This is a genomic window from Streptomyces canus, assembly GCF_001514145.1.
In the GTDB taxonomy this organism is placed as follows: domain Bacteria; phylum Actinomycetota; class Actinomycetes; order Streptomycetales; family Streptomycetaceae; genus Streptomyces; species Streptomyces canus.
On the sequence record NZ_KQ948656.1, the window covers coordinates 749,205 to 770,102 of the forward strand.

At 70.5% G+C, this 20,898-nt stretch carries 22 protein-coding genes and 1 pseudogene; 9 read left to right on the forward strand and 14 right to left on the reverse strand.

Translation table 11 applies throughout. From position 1 onward, the window contains the following. Positions 1–24: 24 nt before the first annotated feature. From AQJ46_RS03290 to AQJ46_RS03315, 6 genes are all read right to left on the reverse strand, one after another. A complete protein-coding gene (locus tag AQJ46_RS03290) occupies positions 25–1,701 on the reverse strand; it encodes a hypothetical protein (protein ID WP_059204101.1) in 1,677 nt (558 codons plus the stop codon). 138 nt (positions 1,702–1,839) lie between these two features. Then, positions 1,840–3,192: a cytochrome P450 gene (locus AQJ46_RS03295; RefSeq protein ID WP_225887225.1), complete on the reverse strand. Its 1,353-nt coding sequence runs from the start codon at positions 3,190–3,192 to the stop codon at positions 1,840–1,842. Between the two features lie 52 nt (positions 3,193–3,244). Further along, entirely contained in the window at positions 3,245–3,853 is a 609-nt protein-coding gene (locus AQJ46_RS03300) for a GTP-binding protein (protein WP_007386763.1), read from the reverse strand. Further along, entirely contained in the window at positions 3,825–4,202 is a 378-nt protein-coding gene (locus AQJ46_RS03305; RefSeq protein ID WP_007386762.1) for a DUF742 domain-containing protein, read from the reverse strand. The genes AQJ46_RS03300 and AQJ46_RS03305 overlap by 29 nt, the downstream gene beginning before the upstream one ends. Continuing rightward, positions 4,199–4,600, reverse strand: coding sequence for a roadblock/LC7 domain-containing protein (locus tag AQJ46_RS03310; protein ID WP_057613125.1), 402 nt, complete (start codon positions 4,598–4,600; stop codon positions 4,199–4,201). Before AQJ46_RS03310 ends, AQJ46_RS03305 begins: the two co-directional genes overlap by 4 nt. Beyond that, positions 4,597–5,784 (reverse strand): ATP-binding protein, encoded by a 1,188-nt coding sequence (locus tag AQJ46_RS03315; protein ID WP_057613124.1) that lies wholly within the window; start codon positions 5,782–5,784, stop codon positions 4,597–4,599. The genes AQJ46_RS03310 and AQJ46_RS03315 overlap by 4 nt, the downstream gene beginning before the upstream one ends. Positions 5,785–6,202: 418 nt before the next feature. Here AQJ46_RS03315 and AQJ46_RS03320 point away from each other — a divergent pair, with 418 nt between their 5' ends. After that, entirely contained in the window at positions 6,203–7,129 is a 927-nt protein-coding gene (locus AQJ46_RS03320) for a GNAT family N-acetyltransferase (protein WP_059204102.1), read from the forward strand. 22 nt (positions 7,130–7,151) lie between these two features. Here the strand turns inward: AQJ46_RS03320 and AQJ46_RS03325 are convergent, their stop codons facing one another. Continuing rightward, the gene (locus AQJ46_RS03325; RefSeq protein ID WP_059204103.1) at positions 7,152–8,315 is read right to left on the reverse strand and encodes a serine hydrolase domain-containing protein; all 1,164 of its coding nucleotides are present in this window, start codon (positions 8,313–8,315) and stop codon (positions 7,152–7,154) included. 358 nt (positions 8,316–8,673) lie between these two features. Then, positions 8,674–10,659: a DUF1996 domain-containing protein gene (locus AQJ46_RS03330; RefSeq protein WP_059204412.1), complete on the reverse strand. Its 1,986-nt coding sequence runs from the start codon at positions 10,657–10,659 to the stop codon at positions 8,674–8,676. Between the two features lie 264 nt (positions 10,660–10,923). On the opposite strand from AQJ46_RS03330, the gene AQJ46_RS03335 reads away from it, so the two are divergent. After that, entirely contained in the window at positions 10,924–11,493 is a 570-nt protein-coding gene (locus AQJ46_RS03335; RefSeq protein ID WP_059204104.1) for a 3'-5' exonuclease, read from the forward strand. Continuing rightward, entirely contained in the window at positions 11,490–11,912 is a 423-nt protein-coding gene (locus tag AQJ46_RS03340) for an NUDIX hydrolase (protein WP_059204105.1), read from the forward strand. The genes AQJ46_RS03335 and AQJ46_RS03340 overlap by 4 nt, the downstream gene beginning before the upstream one ends. Before the next feature lie 498 nt (positions 11,913–12,410). Here AQJ46_RS03340 and AQJ46_RS03345 read toward each other — a convergent pair whose 3' ends face one another. Continuing rightward, on the reverse strand, positions 12,411–12,719 hold the full coding sequence (locus tag AQJ46_RS03345) for a hypothetical protein (protein WP_059204106.1): 309 nt from the start codon (positions 12,717–12,719) through the stop codon (positions 12,411–12,413). Positions 12,720–12,954: 235 nt separating this feature from the next. On the opposite strand from AQJ46_RS03345, the gene AQJ46_RS03350 reads away from it, so the two are divergent. From AQJ46_RS03350 to AQJ46_RS03360, 3 genes are read left to right on the forward strand one after another with little or no spacing between them, the layout of a single operon-like run. After that, positions 12,955–13,626 carry a nucleotidyltransferase family protein gene (locus tag AQJ46_RS03350; RefSeq protein WP_059204107.1) on the forward strand — a complete coding sequence of 224 codons (672 nt, stop codon included), beginning with the start codon at positions 12,955–12,957 and terminating at the stop codon, positions 13,624–13,626. Beyond that, a complete protein-coding gene (locus AQJ46_RS03355) occupies positions 13,623–13,895 on the forward strand; it encodes a BON domain-containing protein (RefSeq protein WP_059204108.1) in 273 nt (90 codons plus the stop codon). Before AQJ46_RS03350 ends, AQJ46_RS03355 begins: the two co-directional genes overlap by 4 nt. Then, positions 13,892–14,617: a metallophosphoesterase family protein gene (locus AQJ46_RS03360; protein WP_059204109.1), complete on the forward strand. Its 726-nt coding sequence runs from the start codon at positions 13,892–13,894 to the stop codon at positions 14,615–14,617. The genes AQJ46_RS03355 and AQJ46_RS03360 overlap by 4 nt, the downstream gene beginning before the upstream one ends. 33 nt (positions 14,618–14,650) lie before the next feature. On the opposite strand, the gene AQJ46_RS03365 is transcribed toward AQJ46_RS03360, so the two are convergent. Continuing rightward, the gene (locus tag AQJ46_RS03365) at positions 14,651–15,841 is read right to left on the reverse strand and encodes an amidohydrolase (RefSeq protein WP_079072092.1); all 1,191 of its coding nucleotides are present in this window, start codon (positions 15,839–15,841) and stop codon (positions 14,651–14,653) included. Positions 15,842–15,975: 134 nt separating this feature from the next. On the opposite strand from AQJ46_RS03365, the pseudogene AQJ46_RS03370 reads away from it, so the two are divergent. Together AQJ46_RS03370 and AQJ46_RS03375 are read left to right on the forward strand one after the other, a co-directional pair. Beyond that, positions 15,976–16,544, forward strand: a pseudogene (locus tag AQJ46_RS03370) (molybdopterin-dependent oxidoreductase); the annotation flags it as partial. Positions 16,545–16,742: 198 nt separating this feature from the next. Continuing rightward, positions 16,743–17,306, forward strand: a complete 564-nt coding sequence (locus tag AQJ46_RS03375; protein WP_057613114.1) for a hemerythrin domain-containing protein — start codon at positions 16,743–16,745, stop codon at positions 17,304–17,306. 403 nt (positions 17,307–17,709) lie between these two features. Here the strand turns inward: AQJ46_RS03375 and AQJ46_RS03380 are convergent, their stop codons facing one another. After that, positions 17,710–18,237, reverse strand: coding sequence for a hypothetical protein (locus AQJ46_RS03380; RefSeq protein ID WP_059204111.1), 528 nt, complete (start codon positions 18,235–18,237; stop codon positions 17,710–17,712). Between the two features lie 127 nt (positions 18,238–18,364). Further along, positions 18,365–19,147, reverse strand: coding sequence for a maleylpyruvate isomerase family mycothiol-dependent enzyme (locus tag AQJ46_RS03385; protein ID WP_059204112.1), 783 nt, complete (start codon positions 19,145–19,147; stop codon positions 18,365–18,367). Between the two features lie 87 nt (positions 19,148–19,234). Between AQJ46_RS03385 and AQJ46_RS03390 the strand changes: the two genes are divergently transcribed. After that, positions 19,235–19,867: a lipoprotein gene (locus AQJ46_RS03390; RefSeq protein WP_059204113.1), complete on the forward strand. Its 633-nt coding sequence runs from the start codon at positions 19,235–19,237 to the stop codon at positions 19,865–19,867. A 14-nt stretch (positions 19,868–19,881) separates the two neighbouring features. On the opposite strand, the gene AQJ46_RS03395 is transcribed toward AQJ46_RS03390, so the two are convergent. Beyond that, positions 19,882–20,520: an SRPBCC family protein gene (locus tag AQJ46_RS03395; protein WP_059204114.1), complete on the reverse strand. Its 639-nt coding sequence runs from the start codon at positions 20,518–20,520 to the stop codon at positions 19,882–19,884. Then, positions 20,513–20,875: an ArsR/SmtB family transcription factor gene (locus AQJ46_RS03400; protein WP_107117193.1), complete on the reverse strand. Its 363-nt coding sequence runs from the start codon at positions 20,873–20,875 to the stop codon at positions 20,513–20,515. Before AQJ46_RS03400 ends, AQJ46_RS03395 begins: the two co-directional genes overlap by 8 nt. Positions 20,876–20,898 lie beyond the last annotated feature (23 nt).

The window sequence follows — 20,898 nt, forward strand, 5'->3', positions numbered from 1 at the left end:
CTCCGACGCGCAGTTCATCGCAGCCTATCCGCAGCAGCCCGACGTCTGGGCCGAACCGGTTTCCAGACGGCAGAAGCAGGACGCCTCGACCGGTACGTCGGCCAGCGCGGCGGCGATCCGCAGGTGCTGGGCGACGATCCGCGCCTCCCCTTCCTTCTTCCCGCGGACCAGGCACTCGTGGAGCCCGTGCAGCGCCCACACGTTGCCCGGGTGCTGGAGAGGCCGCGGGAGGGTGTCGTCGAGACCGAGGTCGGCGCGGTAGACGGCCTCGGCCTCGGCGAGGTGTCCCTGTTCGAGCAGGAGGGCGCCATAGGCGTGGCGGGTGGGCTGCATCCAGCCCCACGGCTCGTCGTAGGGGAGGTTGTCGTCCAGCTCGACCGATCGCTCGAGGGCCGCGAAGGCGGTGTCGAACTCGCCCTTGCGGTAGGCCAGTTCGCCGTCGAGCATCGCCGAGGCGATGGCCAGGATGTCGGCGCACGTGTTGTTGAACACCATGCGGGTCTCGGGGACCTCGGCGACCGCCTCATGGAACAGGGCGCGTTCGCTCTCCGCCTCGGTGATGCGGCCGAGGGCGGACAAGGCGACACCACGGGCGTAGTGGAGCATCGCCGTGGTCACGCAGTACAGCCGCGGGTCGGCGGGCAGCGGGAGGTCCAGGATGTCGGTCCAGCGGCCGAAGCGGATCAGGACGTGGACGCGCATCGCGAGGAAGCCCTCGAGCCAGTCGGCCATGGGCGGGCTCTCGACCCGCAGAAGGTCCTCCGGGATCGACGCCTCCAGCTGCGCGGCGGTCTCCAGGGCGGTCTCCGACTGGCCCAGGAACATCGCCCCGTAGATCTTGAAGTGGTAGTTGTGCGAGCGGTAGAGCGTGTAGAAGTTCATCGCTCCGGCCCGGGCGCGGACCTTCTCGTCGGCGGCGATCGCGGCGCTGTTGTCGGCCACCACCCGCCGGTAGTCACCGCACAGCACCTCCAGGTGCGAGGGCATGTGCAGCAGATGCCCGGCGTCCGGCACCAGGCCGCGCAGCCGGTCCGCGACGGACAGGGCCAGTTCGGGAGTGGGCGACATCTCCATCAGATGGATGTACAGGTGCAGGATGCCCGGGTGGGTGCGCCCGGTGGCGCCGGTGAGGGCGCGCTCCAGGACCGCCCGTGCCTCGCGGGTGCGCGCTCCGTCAGCGGGCTCGCCGGTGCGCAGGTCCCACAGTTGCCAGGGCGTGAGGTTCATCAGCGCGTCCGCGTACAGGGCGGTCACGTCCACGTCGTCCGGGGCGAGTTCGTGGACGGCGCGCATGGTGTCGGCGTACGGCGCGTTCCACACCGCGCAGTCCTCGGCGGGCTCCGCCTGCGGGTAGCGGGCACGGAGGGCACCGATCAGGGCCCGCTCCACCTCGGTGGCCCGGGCGGCCGCCTTCTCGTGCGCCGACTCGACGGCCGTATGGGTGCGTCGGACGGTCCGGGCCAGGTCCCGGTCGTCGAAGAACTCCCAGGGCTTGTTGTAGTTCGGGCCCAGGGCGTAGGCGATGCCCCAGTGGGCCATCGCGCAGTCGGGGTCCGCGGCGGCCGCCTTCTCGAAGCAGGCCACGGCCTCCTCGTGGTGGAAGGCGTACGTCCACACCAGGCCACGGTCGAACCAGAGTTGGGCCTCGGCGGAGTCGGTGGTGACGGATCGGCCGTGGGAGCCGAGGTCGTAGTACTCCATGCGCCGCAATTCTGCCCGAAGGAGGGCCTTTGGGCCGCGTGGGAGCCGATCTGTCGCCCGAACGGACACAGGTGCCGGAGCGTGGACTGGTGAAACCGTCAGTCCTCGCTCCGGCACCTGCCGGGCGGTGCTAAGCCGTCACACACGGAAGATCTCGAGGAAACTGCTCCAGAAGCCCTTCTTGACCGGCTTCTGCGCCGCGGGCGCGGGGACGCGGGCCGCGGGGGCGGGCTGCTGGACGGCGGCCGGGCGGGGCGCGGTGGCGGACCCGTACGCCGATGCCATCCGAGTGGCCGGGGTGGGGCTGAACTGGACGGGGAGGGTGGCCAGGGCGCGGTGGAACGGTCCGGGACGCCACTCCAGCTTCTGGGCCGGGACGCTCAGCACCAGGTCGGGCAGGGCGTTGAGGATCACCTCGATGGCGGTGACCGCGATGACCTGGGCCGGGCTCTTGGCCGGGCAGGCATGCGGGCCCGCGCCCCAGGCGAGGTGGGCGCCGCGGCTGTGGGCCTGGCCCGACGAGGTGAGCGCCGGGTCGCTGTTGGCACCGGCGAAGCTGATGACCAGGGGGGAGTTCGCCTGAACCACCACTCCACCGAGGTCGACGTCCTGCACCGGGAAGTGCGTCGCGTAGTTGGCGATCGGCGGGTTGTTGAGCAGGACGTGGTCGAGGGCGTCCTCGATCTGCATGCTCGGCCCGTTGTCGCCCTCCCGGTCGAGGAGCAGCAGGAGGGAGTTGGCGATGAGGTTGCGCTCAGGCTCCACTCCGGCGCCGACCAGCATCACCAGCTGGTCCTTGAGCTCCTCGTCGCTGAGGCCGGCGGGGTGCTGGACCAGCCAGGAGGTGATGTCGTCGCCGGGCTCGCGGCGCTTGAGGGAGACCAGCTCCATGAAGCAGGCGGTGAGTTCGTCGCTGGCGCGCAGCGCGTCCTTGCCGTCGAACATGTCGGCCATCGCGCTCGTGACGCGGTCGCCGATGGCGGCGGGGCAGCCGAAGAGCTTGTTGATCATCAGCAGCGGCAGCAGCTTGGCGTAGTCGTTGATCAGGTCCGCCCGGCCCCGCTCGCTGAACTGGTCGATGAGGTAGGCGGCGATCGGTTCGACGTCGCGGCGGATGCGGGTGACGTTGAGCCGGTCGAGGCTCTCGGTGACCGCCTTGCGCAGCCTGAGGTGCTGGGCGCCGTCGGTGAACAGGCAGTTGGGCCGGTAGGCCATCATCGGCAGGACGGGGCTGTCGAGGGGAACCCGGCCGTCGTTGAGGGCGGTCCAGCGGCGGCCGTCGCGCGCGAACAGGGCGGGGTTCTGGAGCACCCGCAGGGCCGTCTCGTGTCCGACGACCAGGGTGGCGTCGACTCCGGGGGCCAGTTCCACCGGGCCCGCGGGTCCGTGCGCCCGGAGGTAGTCGTAGACCTTCTGCGGGTCTGCCGCGAAGGAGCCGTCGTACATGGGGCATCTGGCCGCACCGGTGGCGGCCGTGTCGTGAACGTCCATGTCTGTGTCCTTTGGTGGCCCGGACCATGTGGCCCGGGCGGGGGGTGGTGGTTCAGGCGGCGCGGTCGAGGAGGTGACGCACGAGGGCGATCAGGGCGCGGGCGGAGGAGCGCTGGTCGCGGGCGTCGCAGTAGATGACGGGAGTGTCCGGAAGCAGGTCGAGGGCTTCGCGGATCTCGTCCTCCTCGAAGTGGCTGGTCTGCGAGAAGGTGTTGACGGCGATCGCGTACTCGAGGCCGTACTCGTCGATCAGGTCGATGACCGGGAAGGTCTCCTCCAGACGTGAGGGGTCGACCAGGAGCAGGGCGCCGAGCGCACCGCGGGCCATGTCCTCCCACAGCTGCATGAAGCGCTGCTGTCCGGGGGTGCCGAACAGGTACAGCACCAGCTCGTCGCTCAGGGTCAGCCGGCCGAAGTCCAGCGCCACGGTGGTGGTCGCCTTCTCCGGCGCCCCGCGCAGGTCGTCGACGTGCATGGACGCCTGGGTCATCTTCTCCTCGGTACGCAGAGGAGTGATCTCCGACAGAGACCCGATGAAGGTCGTCTTGCCCACGGCGAAGTGTCCGACCACCAGGATCTTCGCGGCGGTGGTCACGTCGGCGGACACGTAGATGGAGCCGTTCGCCCCGGGGTCAGCCGATGTTGAGGGTTTCGAGTCCATGCAGAACCTTCTCGAGTATCGCTCGGGGAACGTGCTGGGCGGGGGCCGGTTCAGCGCGACGCAGGAGGTGCCCCTGTTCGAATAAATCGGACAGCAGCAGTCGGGCCACGCCGACCGGCAGTCCCAGATGACCGGCGACTTCGGCGACCGACAGGTAGCCGCCCGAACAGAGCTCCCAGATCGCCCGTACCTCGGGTCCGGCCCCGAGCGGCAGGGTCCGGTCGGGGGCCAGGCACACCAGCGTGTGCAGGGCCAGGTCGTCGTCGGAGGGGAGACGACGACCGCCGGTGATGACGTAGGAGCGGACGAAGTCGCTGGTTACCGGAGCGTCCTCGCCGGGCCAGGTCATGCGTCTACGCCGGTGTTCTGGCGCGGAATGGCGCTCATCGCCTTGGTCAGCGCGCCCACCGTCTTCTGCATCCGGATCGACATGGCCTCCATGTCGACGTCCAGAGCGGTGGAGACGGCGAGGTAGGAGCCACTGCCCCCGGCGATGAGGAAGATCCATCCGCCGTCGAACTCGATCAGTGTCTGCTTCCAGAGGCCCTTGCCGCCGCCGACGAAGGGGGCGACGCTGCGGCACAGGGACTGCAGGGAGCTCATCGCGGCGGCGTTGCGTTCCGCGTCGTCACGGACGATGCCGTCGGACCGCTGCATCAGCAGGCCGTCCGCCGAGACGAGGATGGCGTGGCGGGCTCCGCGCACCTCGAGCACGTCGTTCAGCACCCACGACAGATCGGGATTCACTGGTTCTGAGGTCCTTCCGTGTTGTCCGAGTCCCGCCCGAGCAGGGTTCCGCGAGCGAATGCCTTGAGCCGCGAGGCGGTCTCTTCGCCGGCCGCGTCCAGGTCGGGAACGTCCGCGCCGGGCGAGGCCACCACGGAGACGGAGCCGTTGCGCCGCCGGCGGCGCTTGGGGAGGCCTCCGGCGGTCTGTCCGACGACGAGGGAGGCGACGGGGGTCGGCTTGGCCGCCGCGGGCTCGCCCTCGTGCTCGTCGAGTTCGACGGGTGCGGGTGCGGGCACGTCCGCCGTCAGAAGGTTCTCGGGCACCCGGATCACGGCACGCACACCGCCGTAGGGGGAGACCGCGTCGACGGAGACGTGGAACCCGTAGTGGGCGGCGAGCTTCCCGGAGAGGGCGAAGCCGAACTTGGGCGGGTCGCCGAGGCTCGTGATGTCCACGGATCCGCCGGTGGTCAGCAGGGACGCGGCGCGGGCCTTGGTCTCCTGGTCCATACCGAGACCGGCATCGTCGACGATCAGGCATATCCCGGTCGGGACGGCCTGGATGTTGATCTCGACGGGGGTGCCGGGGGCGCTGTACTTGGTGGCGTTGTCGAGCAGTTCGGCCAGGACCATGGCGACCGGTTCGACCGCGCGGCTGGTGATCGCGACGTTGGCCTGCGAGTGGACCTTGACCCGCTCGAAGTCGCGGATCCGCCCCTGGGCGCTGCGGGCGACGTCGTACACCGAGGCGTCCCGGTCGCGCCGGCCGAGCCAGCCTCCGCAGAGCACCGAGATGCCCTTGGTACGGCGGCTGAACTGGCTGCCGGTGTGGTCGACCAGCATCAGGTCGCCGAGGACCGCGTGGTCGTCGCCGTACTTCTGCTGGAGGCCGTCGAGCAGGGCCAGTTGCTCCTCGGCGAGAGTCGCCAGGGTGCCGACGGCCGACTTCAGGGTCGCCTTCGTCGCCGACTCGGCGTCCTTGCGCACCTCTTCCAGATCCGCGGCGTGCCGCGCGCTCACCGACGAGTAGGTCGTCTGGAGCTCGGCGAGCTGACCTCGCACACTCGCCACGTCGCCGTGCAGTTTGTTGTTGTTCGCGCGGAGCTGGATGTTGGTTCTCCGTGCGCGCATCACTGCGAAAATCGCAGCGATGAGTACCACGAGCAGGATCCACAGGAGTGGATCTTCGAACAATGACGTCATGAGACTCTCTTCAAGTCGCCTCGCGTCGGGAGACTGACCATGCATGGGCCCCGGGAATGCCCGCCACCGTGCGGCGCGGACCTTACCGGCGGACCAACCGTCACTCCTTCACGATGGGGCCGTTTTGGCTGTCCCCGTACGCGCGTATGACGCGTCATCAGCCTACTGAAAAGTGTAATGATCTTATCAGCCGTCACAGTGTCAACAGGCGTATCAGGTGCCACACTTGACGACTCTCCACAAAGATCCCGCAAAGGCCTCATCGGCCACCGTCAGCAGTCGCCGCCGCCCGCCCTCACCCTGCCCACCGTTCCGTTCATGATCAACACGCGCACCCTACCAAGGCTTCGAGAACACTCTCCGGCCCCTCGGTGAAAACTCGTTTGCGGCCGCCGAGCCCGCCCCGGACCCTTGCCTCATGCCCTATCTCCTGCGCGCTGCCGCGCCCACCGACGCGCCGGCCGTCACCGAGTTGCTCAACGAGATCGACCGGATCGAGGTCGGTCGGCCCGAGACCGATCTGCACACGGTGGAGTCCGATCTGGGGCAGCCCGAGACCGACCTCGACCGCGACTCCTGGCTGGCCTTCGACGGAGCCCGACTGGTGGCGTACGCCCTGGTGTGGGACGACTCGAAGGGCGAGCGCATCAGCGCCGACCACTATGTGCTGCCCGACCACCAGCAGGCCGGCGTACTCCTCCTGGAGGCGATCGAGACCAGGGCACTGGAGAAGGCCCGGGCGAACGGCGCCTCGAAGGCCGTGCTCCATCTGCACCTCAACTCGGCGCCCACGACCGACCTCGCGCTGATACGGGCGCGAGGCTGGTCAGTGGTACGGCGCTATCACGTACTGGAGCGGGCGCTGCGCGGGAGCGGGGACCTGGTGCCCGAGCCGCCCGCGGGCGTGCGGGTGCGGGCCTGCGCCGACGAGGCGGACCGGAAGCAGACCCACGCCCTCTACCAGGCCACGTTCGCCGAGCACTTCGACTTCCAGCCGCGCGATTACGAACGGTGGCTGCACGACATCCACGCCGACCGGCTCGACTGGTCCCTGGTGTGGCTCGTCTCCACCGAGGACCTCGGGGACGTCGGCTTCCTGATCGCCCGCGACGACCGCGAGGCCATGGGGTGGATCCGCAGCCTGGGCGTCGTCCGAGAGGCCCGCGGCCGGGGCCTCGGCGGACTGCTGCTGCGTCAGGCGTTCGCGGCGTTCGCGGCCCGGGGGCGGGACACCGTGGGCCTCGGCGTGGACACCGAAAACGCCACCGGCGCCCCCGAGTTGTACGCACGCAACGGAATGTCGGTCCATTACGCCGTCGACACCTGGGAAATCGTGGTGAGTTGAAACCCTGCGGCCTCAGGAGACGTTATTGGTTTTTTCCGCGCAACAATTCGCAGATGAAATTCTCCTGAAGTGCGCGCATTTTCCGCAGCCCTTCGGCGTCGGCGGACTGGGTGATCTGGGCGGTGACCGAGAACGTCAGTGAACGACGGCCGTCGGGGCTGCCCGCGATCAACTGGGTATAACCGAGCGTGTTGCCGGTGTGGCCCAGGACGACACCGCATCGCGTCTCGTAGCGGAAGACGGCAAGACCCGCGGAGTTGCGGCCCGGCCCGGCGGGCTCGGACGCGCCCTTGACCCACTGCCGCTGCTGCTCGACGACCTTCCCGCCGTAGAGCCGTCCGCCCGCGTAACCCCGGATGAAGCGGGTCATGTCGTTCGGCGTGGAGACGATGCCTCCGGAGGCCCAGACGCCCGACATGCCGATGACCTCGCTGACGTCCTGCGGGGACGCCGACGGGCTCACGTCATAGCCGTGCAGATAGGGCTTCGGCATCCGGTACCCCTGCGGGAGGCTGGTGGAGTGCAGGCTCAGCGGCCCGTAGACGCGTTGACGCAGGAGTTCTTCGTACGGTGTATGGGTCGCCGCCTCCGCCATGAGTGCTACGGCGATGTTGTCCGAGTTCGAGTAGCGGTACTGCGTGCCCGGCTTGAAGAGCAGGGGCTGGTCGGCGATGTAGTCGAGCAGGTGCCGGGAGTCGAAGTGGTGGCGCGGGTCGGCCCGTAGTTCGTCGAGGAACCCGGCGCTCCGGGAGTAGTCCGGCAGGCCGCTGGTGTGGTTCAGGAGTTGACGAAGCGTCACTGATCCCCAGGCGGCGGGGAGTTGGGGCAGGCGCTTGCGAAGGGTGTCGTCCAGGCGCAGGGTGCGGCGGTCGACCAGGGTGAGGGCGACCGCCCCGCTGAAGGCCTTGGCCGTGCTCGCGATGCGCATGTGGTCGTCGGGCCGGGGCGAGCGGCGCGTGCGGGTGTCGGCGACTCCGGCGCGCACGATTCGGGTCCCCTTCTCGGTCCGCAGGACGACGATGGCTCCGGGCGGGCCGCCGGGGCGGCGCACGAAGTCGTCGAGCTGACGCTGAAGCGTCTGGTTGCCCGAGGCGTCGGCGGCGGTGCAGCCCATCGCCGGGGACAGCGCGGCCAGGCAGACCGCGAGGGCGGACGCCGCTCGCAGGCGGGATCGGCGTGGAGGCATGGAGGCTCCCGGGGGTGGGACGGCATGGCCCGTCAAGCCTCACGGCAGCCCCGGTCTCGTGCTTCCCGTGCTGCTGCATACGGACCAGTGGCCAGGGCACCCAGTGGTGCCGTGAATTCGCCCCTTCGGGATCAGCGGACGCCCTTGTTCAGCTTAGTTTGCGGGTACAACGGCATCTCCCGGGGCGGCCGCCGGGGGTGCGGTCGGATTCGGTTTCCCGGACCGGGAATGGGCTCACGTCGATTTCAGAGGTGCCAGGCCCCGTTTCCCAGCCGAGCGCCGAGCAGGGGGTGGCCGTCCGCCGGTGGAGCTGTGCGGCGGACGGCCACCCCCTGCCAGTCGTGCGTGCCGGCCGGTGTCACATCGAGCGGCGGCTGGTGCGTCGTAGGAGAACGAAACCGGAGATCAGGAGGATCGCGCCCAGTGCGGCCGGCCACAGCTGGGTGCCGGTCTCGGCGAGACTGCTCTGACTGCCCTGAGGCTCGGGCTGCGCGGCGAGCGGGGGCTGGGCGACGGCTCCGGTGGTGCCGGTCCCGGGATCGTCGGTCGCGGTGTCGTCCTGGGCGGCGGGCTGGGTCGCCTGGCCGTTGCCGGTGCCGTTCGCGGTCTCGGGCGAAGGCGCGGTGGTGCTGTGGGCGGTGGGTGAGCTGTACGTCTTCGGCTGGTCGGCTGCGGGAGCGGTCGTCTGGTCGCCTGCGGGGGCTTCGGTGGTCGGCGTGGGCTGTTGCTGCGGCTCGTCGTCGTTTCCGGGGTTGTCCTCGGAGCCGTTGTCGTTTCCGTTCCCGTTACCGGGGTCCTGACTGGCGCCGGGGTCCGGGGTGGAGCCGTTGCCGTTGTCGCCACCGTTGTCGCCGTTGCCGTTGTCGCCGTTGCCCGGGTCGTCCTGGCCTGTGCCCGCACCGCACTCACGGCCGTCGTTGATGCAGCCGACCATCTCGTTCATCAGGTCCTCGTCGAAGACGTTGATGAAGTCGCCGTGGTCGGTGACGGGCTTGTGCAGCTGCTCCGGGAAGGAGTCGACCGCGAACAGCGGAGTCGTGCGGCCGCCGTCGTTCAGGCTCGGCGCGTCGACGTCGTAGACGATCCGCTGGACCAGCTGCGGGATGGCCTCGAAGCCGTCCGGGCAGGTGCCGTCGTTCTGGGCGAACGCCACGTGGGTGCGGTGGTTGGCGCTGTCGATGTTGCGGCCGTCCCAGCAGCTCTGGAACTTGAAGGTGCGCACCACGTCGCTGCCCTGCGGGCACAGCGGGTACTTGTCCTTCAGCTGCCGGTCCTCGAACCCGGTGCAGCTCCAGGACGCGTTGGCGTTGGCGGTGCCGTTGACGAACGCCTTGGCGTCACCGGTGATGATACGCAACAGACGCGGCATCGCGGTGACCTTGCTGCGGGGGTTGCCCACGAACGTCAGCGTCACTTCCTTGGGGGTGACGATCTCGCCGGCGTTGCCCTCGACGCCGCCGCCGGGCGAGTTGGCGTCCTGTTCCTGTGTTCCGTTCTGGAGCCGGATCACGGGCCAGTAGTACGTGGACTTGTCGCCCTGGTCGACACAGCTCGTCTCGGCGTTCGCCAGGTCCTGGTCGCTCGCGAAGGCGGTGTTGGACTGGTTGCCGATGTAGTCGTGGAAGTGGTGGGCGCCGTTGGAGACACCCGGGGCGACGATGACGTTGTCGGAGTTGAACAGGCCGTTCGCGTTCACACCGCAGCTGGTGACGAAGGTTCCACGGGAGGCGTCGCCCTGAGCCTGCGGCGCCTGACCGGCGGATGGAGCGCTGTTGATGTCGGCGTAGTCCGCGGCGACGGGGCCGTTGCCCGCCTGCCCGCCGTTGCCCTGCTGACCGCCCTGGTCCTGGCCGTCGCCCTGCTGGTCGTCGCCCTGCTGACCGTCCTGGTTCTGGCCGTCGCCCTGCTGGTCTCCCTGATCCTGACCGTCGCCCTGCTGCTGGTCCTGACCGTCGCCGTTCTCGTTGTCGGTCTCTCGCAGGGTGCAGCCGGCCATGTCGCCGAGGCCGTCCGGCTGCTCTCCCGTGCCTTCGAGCGCGGCGCTGATGCGCTGGATCGTGGCGGCGCGGTTCTCCTGGAGCGGGTCGACGATACGACTCTGCGCGTCCTCGCGGTTCTGCACCGACGGGTCCTGGAGTTGCTGGTAGGCCTCGGCTATCTGCTGGTCCAGCTGGGCGAGTTCCTTGTCGACGTCTGCCCTCGACTCGTCGGGCACGCTGGTGAGCGTGTCCCCGACGTCCGGGCAGTCGATCGTGACGGCTCCCCACGACGTCTGCTGCGGCGTGCCGCTCTCCGTGGCGGAGGCGTACACATTCGCCGCGACCAGGCCACCACCCCCCAGCATCAGGGCCACTGCGGCGAAGGTCGCACGTCGTGCGCCGGTCGGTCGTCTGCGATTGCTGCGTCCCACGGAAGTACTCCTGCGCGTATCGGCTCTCCGGGCATGCAAATCCCTCGCCCCATACGGACGGCGGGCCCCCCGTGTTCAAGCGTCTCGGAAATTCACAGCACTCTCATACGGAGCACCGGGTTCCACCATCCCCTCCCGAACCTCTGTGCAGGGAAAACGAGGTGACTCGTACACAACTGCGCCCCTACGGTTCTCGTCATGAACAGCGCGAGCTGCCGGCGCCTCCTGAACGTCGTCGACGTCGAAGCCACATGCTGGCCCGGCTCCCCTCCCCCGGGCGCGGTCAGCGAGATCATCGAGATCGGGCTGACCGTCGTGGACCTGTCGACAGCCGAGCGGGTGGAGCGGCACCGGATCCTGGTGCGGCCCGCCCGGTCCGTAGTCAGCGGCTTCTGCACGGAGTTGACCGGGCTCACCCAGGACGAGGTCGACGGGGGGCTGCCGTTCGGGGAGGCGTGCCGGCTGCTGGCCGCCGAACACGCCTCCGGCGCGCGGCCGTGGGCGAGTTGGGGCGACTACGACCGTCACCAGTTCACCCGGCAGTGCGGGGCCACGAGGACGCCGTATCCCTTCGGGAGCCGCCACACCAACGCCAAGGCGGTCTTCACCGAGGTACACGGCCTGCGCAAGCGCCCCGGGATGGCACAGGCCCTCGGCCTTGCCGGGCTGCCGCTCGAAGGACGACATCATCGCGGCGAGGACGACGCCTGGAACATCGCCGCGCTGGTATTGCATCTGGCGGGGCGGGACGGCTGGCCCGCGGAATGAGCGAGCACGTCACCGAGTCCGACGGCGGCTCCCTCGTCGTGGCCGCCGCCGTGATCATCCGATCCGGACGCCTTCTCGTCGTCAGCAAGACCGCGGCACCCGATGTCTTCTACCTGCCGGGCGGCAAGCCCGATCCGGGCGAGGACCTGGAGACGGCACTCCTGCGCGAACTGTGGGAGGAACTCGGTGTCGTCCCCGTGGCCTTCAGCCCCCTCCAGGAGGTCCGGGCGCTCGCGGCGCTGGAGCGGATCCCGATGTCGATGACGGTCTACGCCACCACGATCACCGACCTGCCCCGCCCCGCCGCCGAACTGTCCGCGATGCGCTGGATCACCGGCCGGGAGCCCGACCTGACACTGGCCCCCGCCGTACGGGATCAGGTCCTGCCGCTCTTGCGGTCCCGTGGGCTGCTCGACTGACTTCCCAAGGACTCGCTCGACCGAGTTCGCCCGGCCGGAGCCTGCGGCACCGCCCGGCCGGAGTCGACGCATCCCCGGCCGAAGGCTGACGTGCCCCCTGGCGGGAGCCCGACGCGTTGCCCCGCCGAAGACCGACCCGCCCCCGGCCGGAAGGCCGACGCACCCACAGCCGGAGCCGACCTGCCCCTGACGGGAGCCCGAAACTTCCACGGGCCGAAGGCCGGCCCTCCCCCGGCCGGAAAGCTGACGCACCCACAGCCGGAACCCAACCTGCCCCTGACGGGAGCCCGACGCGCCCCCGCCCGAAGACCGACACTTCCACCGCCCGGAGGCCGACCCGCCCAACCCCGAAAGCCGCCCCCCTCCAGCCGGGGAACCGACGAAATGCCGCTCCTGAGGTGACGCAGTCGCGCGTAACGGCGTCAGCGGCCGGGCAAGCGTGTGGCGCTGCCCATCCCTGGAACGGGGCGGGCAGCGCCACACCTGGAAACCGGAAACTTATCCGGGGAACGGCTTGCTCGCGTCGTCGTCAGCCTTGATGCACGCGTCGAGCCTCTTCTGGAGGGCGGCCGCGTCGCTGAGCGCCTTCTTGGCCGCCGCGGTCTCCCCCAGCTGCTTCAGCTTCGCGGCCTTGGTCTTGAGGTTGGCGATCTGCTGGCGCAGCTGGCTCGTGTCGCAGGTGACGGCGGCCGTGACGGATACCTCGCCCCGGTCGGCCGACGTGGCGGCGTGAGCGGGCATCGAGGTGATGAAGAAGCCTCCGACGATGGCCGCGGAGACGGCCAGGGCGGAAATGCGCTTGGTCATGAGTTGTTTCCCCCAGATAGGGCTTGCATTGGTCGAAGTGGATCTTACAGACCCATGTGACCCGCCAGTAACCGGAGTCGGGACTCGCCGGCCAAGCGGCCCTGTCGCATCTGGAAACCGTAGGCCGACGCATCCACCGGCCGCATGCCGACCCCGTGTCGAAGGCGACGCCCCGGGTACTCGAGGGTCGCCGTCACGGCCCCTCGGGTGCGGGCCGGTCTGGAAGGGGGCACTGATGACGCAGCACGCCGACGACGACGTCGACCGCCACCGGGGCGTCGCCGGACTGCGACTGGCGACGGAGAGCGCCGACGCGCTCGCCTCGACGCTGCCGGTCGACCGCAACCAGGCGATCCTGGAGGCGGCCAAGCAGGTCGGCGCGATCCTGAAACGGGAAGGGCACCCGTTCGCGCTCGCGGGCAGCGTCGCCGTGTACGCCCATGGCGGCGCCCAGAACCTCCAGCACGACGTCGATTTCGCGATCCTCCCCGAGGACGCGCAGTCCGTGGCCGAGACCCTCCGTGGGGCGGGCCTGGAAGTCCGGACGCCGCCGGAGGACTGGCTGCTGAAGGCCGACTGCATGGGCCAGCAGGTCGACCTGATCTTCGAGCTCGCGCACCAGCCGGTCACCACGGAACTGCTGTCGCGGGCCGACGAACTCTCCGTGGACTCGGTGTTCATGCCGGTGCTGTCCCCGACCGACCTGCTGCACAGCCTGCTGTCCGCCTTCTCCGAGCACCACTGCGACTTCGGAGCGGTCCTGCCGATCGCGCGCGCACTTCGGGAGAAGGTCGACTGGGAGGCCGTACGCAGGGACTGCGGGGACGCGCCGATGCCGGACGCGTTCTTCTACTTCCTGGAACGCCTGGAGGTCATCGAGCCGAGCACGAGGGAGGGACGGTCATGAGCGAGCCTCTGGATCAACACTCCGAGGAGAACGTCGAGTACCGCGTGGCCCACCTGCGTGACCGGCTGGCCGCCGAGGAGCTCGGCGAGCTGGGAGTCCGCGCCGAGGTGCGGGCCGGGGCGGTCGTGGTCACCGGAACGGTGCCCTCCGCGCAGTGCCGGGAGACCGTGCTGCGGACCGTCCGCGAGGAGCTCGACGGCCTCGCCGTGCACACCGATGTGGTGGTGGCGGAGAACGCCACGCCCGATCATGCGGAGGAGCTGCCGTGATCCGCGTCGCCGCCGTGGGGGACATCCACATGGGACCCGAGAGCCAGGGCCTGCTGCGCCCCGCCTTCGACACCCTGCCCGAGTGCGCCGACCTGCTCCTGCTGGCCGGCGACCTCACCCGCCACGGCACGCCGGAGGAGGCCCGGGTGGTGGCCCAGGAGGTGCGCGGTCTCGCGGTGCCCGTCGTGGCGGTCCTCGGCAACCACGACCACCACGACGAGCAGCCCGAGAAGGTCGCCGCACTCCTGGAGGACGCCGGTGTGCGGGTGCTGGAGGGCGAGGGGACGGTCGTCGAGTGCGGCGACACACGCGTGGGGGTCGCCGGGACGAAGGGGTTCGGCGGCGGGTTCGTGGGGCGCAGCGCCGGGGAGTTCGGCGAACCGCTGATGAAGGAGTTCGTACGGTACTCACGGCGCTGCGCGGACGGACTGCGCACCGCGCTGGAGGAACTGGACCGGCAGGGCTGCGCGACCCGGGTCGCGCTCACCCACTTCTCCCCCGTCGCCGACACCCTCGCCGGTGAGCCGCCGGAGATCTATCCGTTCCTCGGCACCTATCTGCTCGCCGAGGCGATCGACACCGCCGGAGCCGACCTGAGCGTGCACGGACACGCCCACGCCGGCACGGAGCACGGGATGACGGCCGGCGGGGTGCGGGTGCGCAATGTGGCCCAGCCGGTGATCCGGCGGGCGTTCAACGTGTACCACCTGAACGTCGACTGACCACGTCGACGGACCACGTCGACTGACGGTGTCTCAACTGCGGACGGACGCCCGGTCGTGGTGCTCCCACGCCTCGTCCCGCAGTTCCGGACGGAGCAGCACCTCCACCGCGGTGCAGGCCAGTGCCTCGGCGGCGGCGAGCATCACCTGACGGCCCCGTTCGGATCCGGCGGCGACGGCGAACTCGGTTGTGTGGTCGGAGCCGTCCTCCTCCATGATCGCCACGAACGGGTGGATGGCGGGCACCCGACCGCTCACGTTCCCGACATCGGACGAACCCAGGTAGACGCCCGGTTCCGGCGGTGTCACCGAGATGCCCGTCGCCGCCAGGTGCCGGGCGAACCGAGCGGACAGGACCGCACTGTTCCGGAAGTGCTCGTACCGCGGTGTCGCGCGTTCCACGGTGACCGTGGTCCCCGTCGCCCGCGCCACCCCCTGGGCGCAGGTCAGCAGTTCCCCCGCCAGATCCTCCAGGGCGGCCGTCGTCACCGCGCGCAGGCCGAACAGACCTTCCGCGTACTCGGGGACGATGTTGGTCGCCCTGCCGCCGTCCGTGACGATGCCCTGCACATGCGAGCCCTCGGGCAGCCTGCGGCCGATCACGGCCAGCGTGTTGAACAGCTGGATGAGCGCGGCGAGGGCGTCGATGCCCTCGGTGGGGTTCCCGGTGGGGTGGGCGGAGCGCCCGTGGAACCCGACCCGGTACTGGGCCTGCGCGGTCAGCGGCGCCCACTGCCAGCTGTGCACGCCGGGATGGAACATCAGGGCCGCGTCGAGGTCGTCGAACACCCCGGCGTCGGTCTCGGCGACCTTGCCTCCGCCGCCTTCCTCCGCGGGTGTGCCGATGGCCCACACGGTGCCCGCGTCCCGGTCGAGTACGGCTCGGGCGGCCAGGGCGGCGCCCAGACCCGCCGCGGCGATCAGGTTGTGGCCGCAGGCGTGGCCGAGGCCGGGCAGGGCGTCGTACTCCAGCATCAGGGCCACCGCGGGGCGGGGCCTCGTACCGGAGCGTGCGGTGAACGCGGTGGGCAGCCCGGCCACGTCCCGCTGGACCTTGAACCCCGCCCATTCGAGCTCCCCGCACAGCAGCGCCGCCGCCCGGTGCTCCTCGAAGGCGTACTCCGGGTCGGAGTGCAGCATCCGCGCCATGTCCCACAGCCGATCCGCCCGTGCGGCCACCTCTCCGCGCACTCGCGCGAGCACCTCGTCCACGGCGTCGGTCACATCGGCCTCCTGGGAGCGTCGTACGCCTGCGTCCTGGAGCGGGTTCCATCGAGCGGCCCGCCTTACACCCACCGTTACCGGCACCGGGGTCCGGGTACTCAGGAGCGATGAGCGGCGTTGTCAGGGAGGCCTTCATGAAGGCGGACCGGATCGCGGATCCCTGGGGTGCCCGGTTGCCGTACGGGCGCCACGAGGCCTGGCCGTCCAGGGTGGACACGTATCTCGCGGACGGCGTCGAGCCCGGTGCCGTGCAGAGGTGGGTGGGGCGGCGTCGCTCCTGCACTCCGGCGGGGACGCCATGGACATCGCCGTCGTCGACGGCCGTATGGCGGGCGTGCGAGGACGGGCGGCGGACCGCGTCAGCCGGGGCAGGCTCGGGCCGAAGGACCTTTTCGGCTGGCAGGCGAACGCCTCGTCGGACCGGCTGACCAGGCCGCTCGTACGGCGCGACGGGCATCTCGTGGCGACGGACTGGGCCACCGCGATGGAGCTGGTGGCCGGACGCACCCGCGAGCTGCTCGACGAGCGCGGGCCCGGCTCGATCGGCTTCTACACCAGCGGGCAGCTGTTCCTGGAGGAGTACTACACGCTCGCGGTGCTGGCCCGGGCGGGTATCGGCACGAACCATCTCGACGGCAACACGCGGCTGTGCACGGCGACCGCGGCCGAGGCGTTGAAGGAGTCGTTCGGCTGCGACGGCCAGCGATGCTCGCGCAGGCCGCCCAGGCGACCCGGGACGAACGGCTGCTGGAGCTGGCGTCGGCGTGTCATCCGCAGACGCTGCGGCAGATGCGCTGGACCAACACCCTGATCAGACAACTGTCACCGCAGGTCCTCACAAGCCTCTGACCAGGCATAGGGAGTGCGGCCCCGGGCACTCGACGGACGGAGGTGAACGAACATGGGACACGGAGGAAACGTCATCGACGAGCTGGTGACCGATCACCGCGAGGTCGAGGAGCTGTTCGGGAAGATCGAGGCGCTGGCGCCCGGTGAGAAGAGCCGCAAGGTGTACGCCGATCAGGCCACCATGGAGCTGGTCCGGCACTCGGTCGCGGAGGAGGAGTACCTCTACCCGGCGGTGCGCAAGCACTTGGTCAACGGGAACACCATGGCCGACCGGGAGATCGAGGACCACTCCACGGCCGAGCAGCTCATGAAGGACCTGGAGGGGTGCGAGGCGGACGATCCCGAGTTCGACCGGATCGTGGGCGAGTTGATGAGCGAGGTCCGCTCCCACATCGCCGAGGAGGAGCAGACCCTCTTCCCGCAGCTGCGTGTCGCGTGCTCGGACAAGGAGCTGAACGAACTGGGCGAGAAGGTACGCCGCGCCAAGAAGATGGCACCGACCCGCCCGCACCCCTCGGCCCCGGACACCCCTCCGGCGAACAAGCTGCTCGCTCCGGGAGCCGGCCTGGTCGACCGGCTGAGGGACGCCATGTCGGGCCGGGGCAAGGACGACTGAGCTTCGGGCCACGGCCAGAACAACGTTGACCGCGCCCGGCTGACCTCGGCCGTCACCAGAGGCCTCCGGCATGGCGCGGCAATCCTCGGACGTCAGCAGAGGGCCCCGGCATGGCACAGCTGGGGCCCTCTGAACGTCACCAGGTGGCCCGGCAGGACGCAGCCGACCTCGGCCTCGTCACAAGACACCGGCAGGACCACAGCTGGAGCCCTCGGAACGTCTCCAAAGGCCACACCAGGACGCCGCTGACGTCGGTCTCGTCAGCGGGCACTGGCACCCACTGGCACCAGACGCTGCCCGGGAACGCGGGCGGGCGGCACCGCACGACCGACGCCGCTGTGCCCGGTCGGAGGGTCAGGCGAGAACGCCCGGCGCGCCCCGCCGCGCGCGCCCGCGCCCGTCCTCAGGCGGCGAGCGCCTCGTCCGACCCCAGTCGGCCCAGTAGCTCGCCCCGGTGCAGCCCGGCCACCGAGGCGAGCAGGTCGGGGTGGCGGAGCAGGGCGGCGGCCTGCCGGTCCGTCGCGTCCGGGGCGAGCAGGCGGCGGAACACGGTCGGCGTGCCCGTCGTGTGCTCGCCCGCCGCTATCCCGGCCACCGCCAGCTCGGCCAGGTCGGGGTCGGTGAGCAGACAGGCCGCCCAGCTGGCCACGACCTCGTCCACCCAGCTGCGCCAGGCATGCTCCTCGGCGTCCCGGTCGTCGGCATTGTCCGCGCCGGTGACCCAGTCGAGGCGGGCGGAGCCTCCCGGGCCCGCCATGCCGACGAGCGCGGCGTCCATCGCCGTCGGGTAGCGCAGCCACGCGGCGACCGTCACGGCCTGCCGCGCCTGCACCTCGCACAGCGCGGCGGCCAGTGCGCCGCCCGACGGCGGAAAGGCGCGGGTCAGCCAGTGAGTGGTCGCCGCGATGACCGGAGAGAGATCTGCTTGCACTGCCGGGCCGCCCGAGGTGCTGGTGGGAGAGGGGACTGCGCGAAACGGTAGCCGCGGTCCCGCCGGGAGGACATGGCTCCGGTCTCCCCTGGCACGTGGCTTCGGCCACACCGGCCCCTCCGTGCGCTCACGCCTCCAGCCAGAACCGGGTGCGGCCGAGCCACAGGTCCAGCAGCTCCGAGTCCCCTCGCGTCCCGACCCCGGGCGCCGGGCGGGCGTAGAGGAACAGGAGCAGGTCCGTCACCGGCCCGCGCACCCTCACCGACGCCTCGCCGGACCCGCGCCGCCATACCGGCCGCTCCCCGGAGAGGTCGAGCAGCCACTCCCCCGCCGACCCCGCGTCGAAGCGCAGGGCACGCCCGGGACCCAGCAGCTCCGGCACGCCGGGCAGGGGTGCGTAGGCCTCGGGCACGGTCGAGAACTCCAGCCACTCCTCCACGGCGTCCACCGCGAGAGACTCCTCGGCCTCGAACTCCGCGCCGGTCACGAGTGCCGCGTCGGCGCGGTGCAGCAGGGTCTCGTACGTCATGCGCCGGGCCCAGAACAGCGCGGACTGCTCGACCAGCTGCTCATCGGCGGGCGTCCAGACCGGCGTGTCGGGGCCGGCCGCCCGCAGGGTTCCGGCCAGCCGTGCGGCGCCCTCCACGAGCCAGCCGCCGAGCGCGGAGCCGTCCAGGTGGGCGTAGGCGGCCGGGTCGTTGACCATGCCGTCGTCGATCGGCGCGGTGGCCCGGGTCCGTACGATGCTCTCCGCCCACCGGTGGTCACCGCCCACGTGCCGCAGCAGCCGGCCCAGGTCCCAGCCGGGGCAGGTGGGCACCGGAGCGGTCGGGTCCGCGCCCTTGACGTGGCGGGCGAGCAGGTCGGTCTGGGTGACGATCGCCTCGCAGTAGTCCTCGAAGCTCAACAACGCTTCCCCCTCGCTGCACGATTCGTTATTCCTGCCACCTAACCTGACTCGTTCCAGTACCACCACTGAACAGAGGGAGACACGGCCATGCTGGTCCGGGCGGGGAACACAGGGCTTCGGATGGCCCATGTGGCGTTGCTGGCAGGTGTGCTGACGGGCTGTTCGGCGGCCGCTGAGGGGGACGACTCGAAGGCGTCCGCGCGCCCGTCGGCGACGGCGGAGACGTCCGGACAGCACGACACGGCCCCGACCAGCGGCGGCACGATCGGCGCCGCCGGTTCGGCGTGCGAGCTGCCCGTCACCTTCGACATCGCCAAGAGCTGGAAGGCGGAGGCCGTGGAGGCGCCTCTGAGCCAGGGGCCCGTCTCCTTGGCCTGCGAGATCGACGCGAAGCCCGCGGGCAACATCGGCTTCCTCCGCGTATGGGCCGGGAAATCCGGCGACGCCGACACACGGGCCGTGCTGGAAGCGTTCCTCGCGGCCGAGGACGGGGTGACCAAGGAGAAGTACCGCACCTTCACGTCCGGCGGTGTCTCGGGTGTGGAGGTCGAGTACCTGTACTCCAGCGAGCTCCTGGACGAGACGAAGAAGGAGAGCGCCTTCGCCGTCACGACCGCGGACGGGCCGGTGGTGGTGCACCTCGGCGGGTTGGACACCGAGGAGCACGAGGAGATGCTCCCGGCGTACGAGCTCGCGCGCCGCACCCTGCGCACCGCCTGAGCAAGGGCACGGCGTCAGGCCTGCGTTCCCGTGTAGAACGCGATCGTCGCGGCCGTCGTCCTCGTCGCCGTCTCCTGGTCGGCTCCGGAGGCGGCGTACGCCTGGCCCCACCCTTCGCCCGAGCCGGTGATGAACGCGCTGCCCTCGGGCGTGGTGTGCCAGGTCGCGGCCTCCTCCTTGCTGAGAGCGCCGCCCGCGAGGTGCAGGGCGAGTCCGTAGAGCCCCAGGTCCCAGCCCACTCCGACGGCACCGGGTCCGAACTGGTCCCAGAAGTCGTCCGGTACGACGGCCACGTGCTCGAGTTCGAGGACCGTGCGCTCCGCGCTCTCGGGCGTGAGGCGCACTTCGACCTCGCTGAAGCCGGGGTCGGGGCCGTACAGCCAGCTCACCCGCAGCCGCTCGGGTTCCACGCACTCGAGGATCTCGCCGCCGGCGTTGCCCTCCAGCTGGTAGCGGCCGCCGACCTTGAGCTCGCCGCTGACCGGCATGAACCAGCGCGCGATCCGTTCGGGGGAGGTCACCGCGTCCCATACGTCGGCCACCTCGGCGTCGTACGTACGGCGCAGCAGGACCGTGCGCGCCTCACCGCTCTCGACCTGCCGGGTGCCGACCCGCCGGTGCATACGGTTGATCTCGTCGGCGATCTCACTCATCCTCGGTCACCTCTCCTTGCGTCCTGCGCTCGCGCTTTCCCCGCGCGAGCTCCGTTCCGAGCGCGTCGAGCCGCTGGTCCCAGAAACCCCGGAAGCGCTCCAGCCAGGCGTCCACCTGCCTGAGCGGCGCGGTCTCGACGGCGTACAGCCGCCGAGTGCCGTCGGCGCGGACAGAGGCGAAGCCGCTGTCCCTCAGCACCTTCAGATGCTGCGAGACGGCCGGCTGGGAGATCCCGAACTCGTCCCGGATCACGGCACTGACCTCGCCTGACGCCTGCTCGCCAGAGGCGAGCAGCTCCAATATCCGGCGCCTGACCGGATCCCCGAGTACGTCGAACGCGTGCACGCGAGCCACTATGCCACTCACCACTTATATAA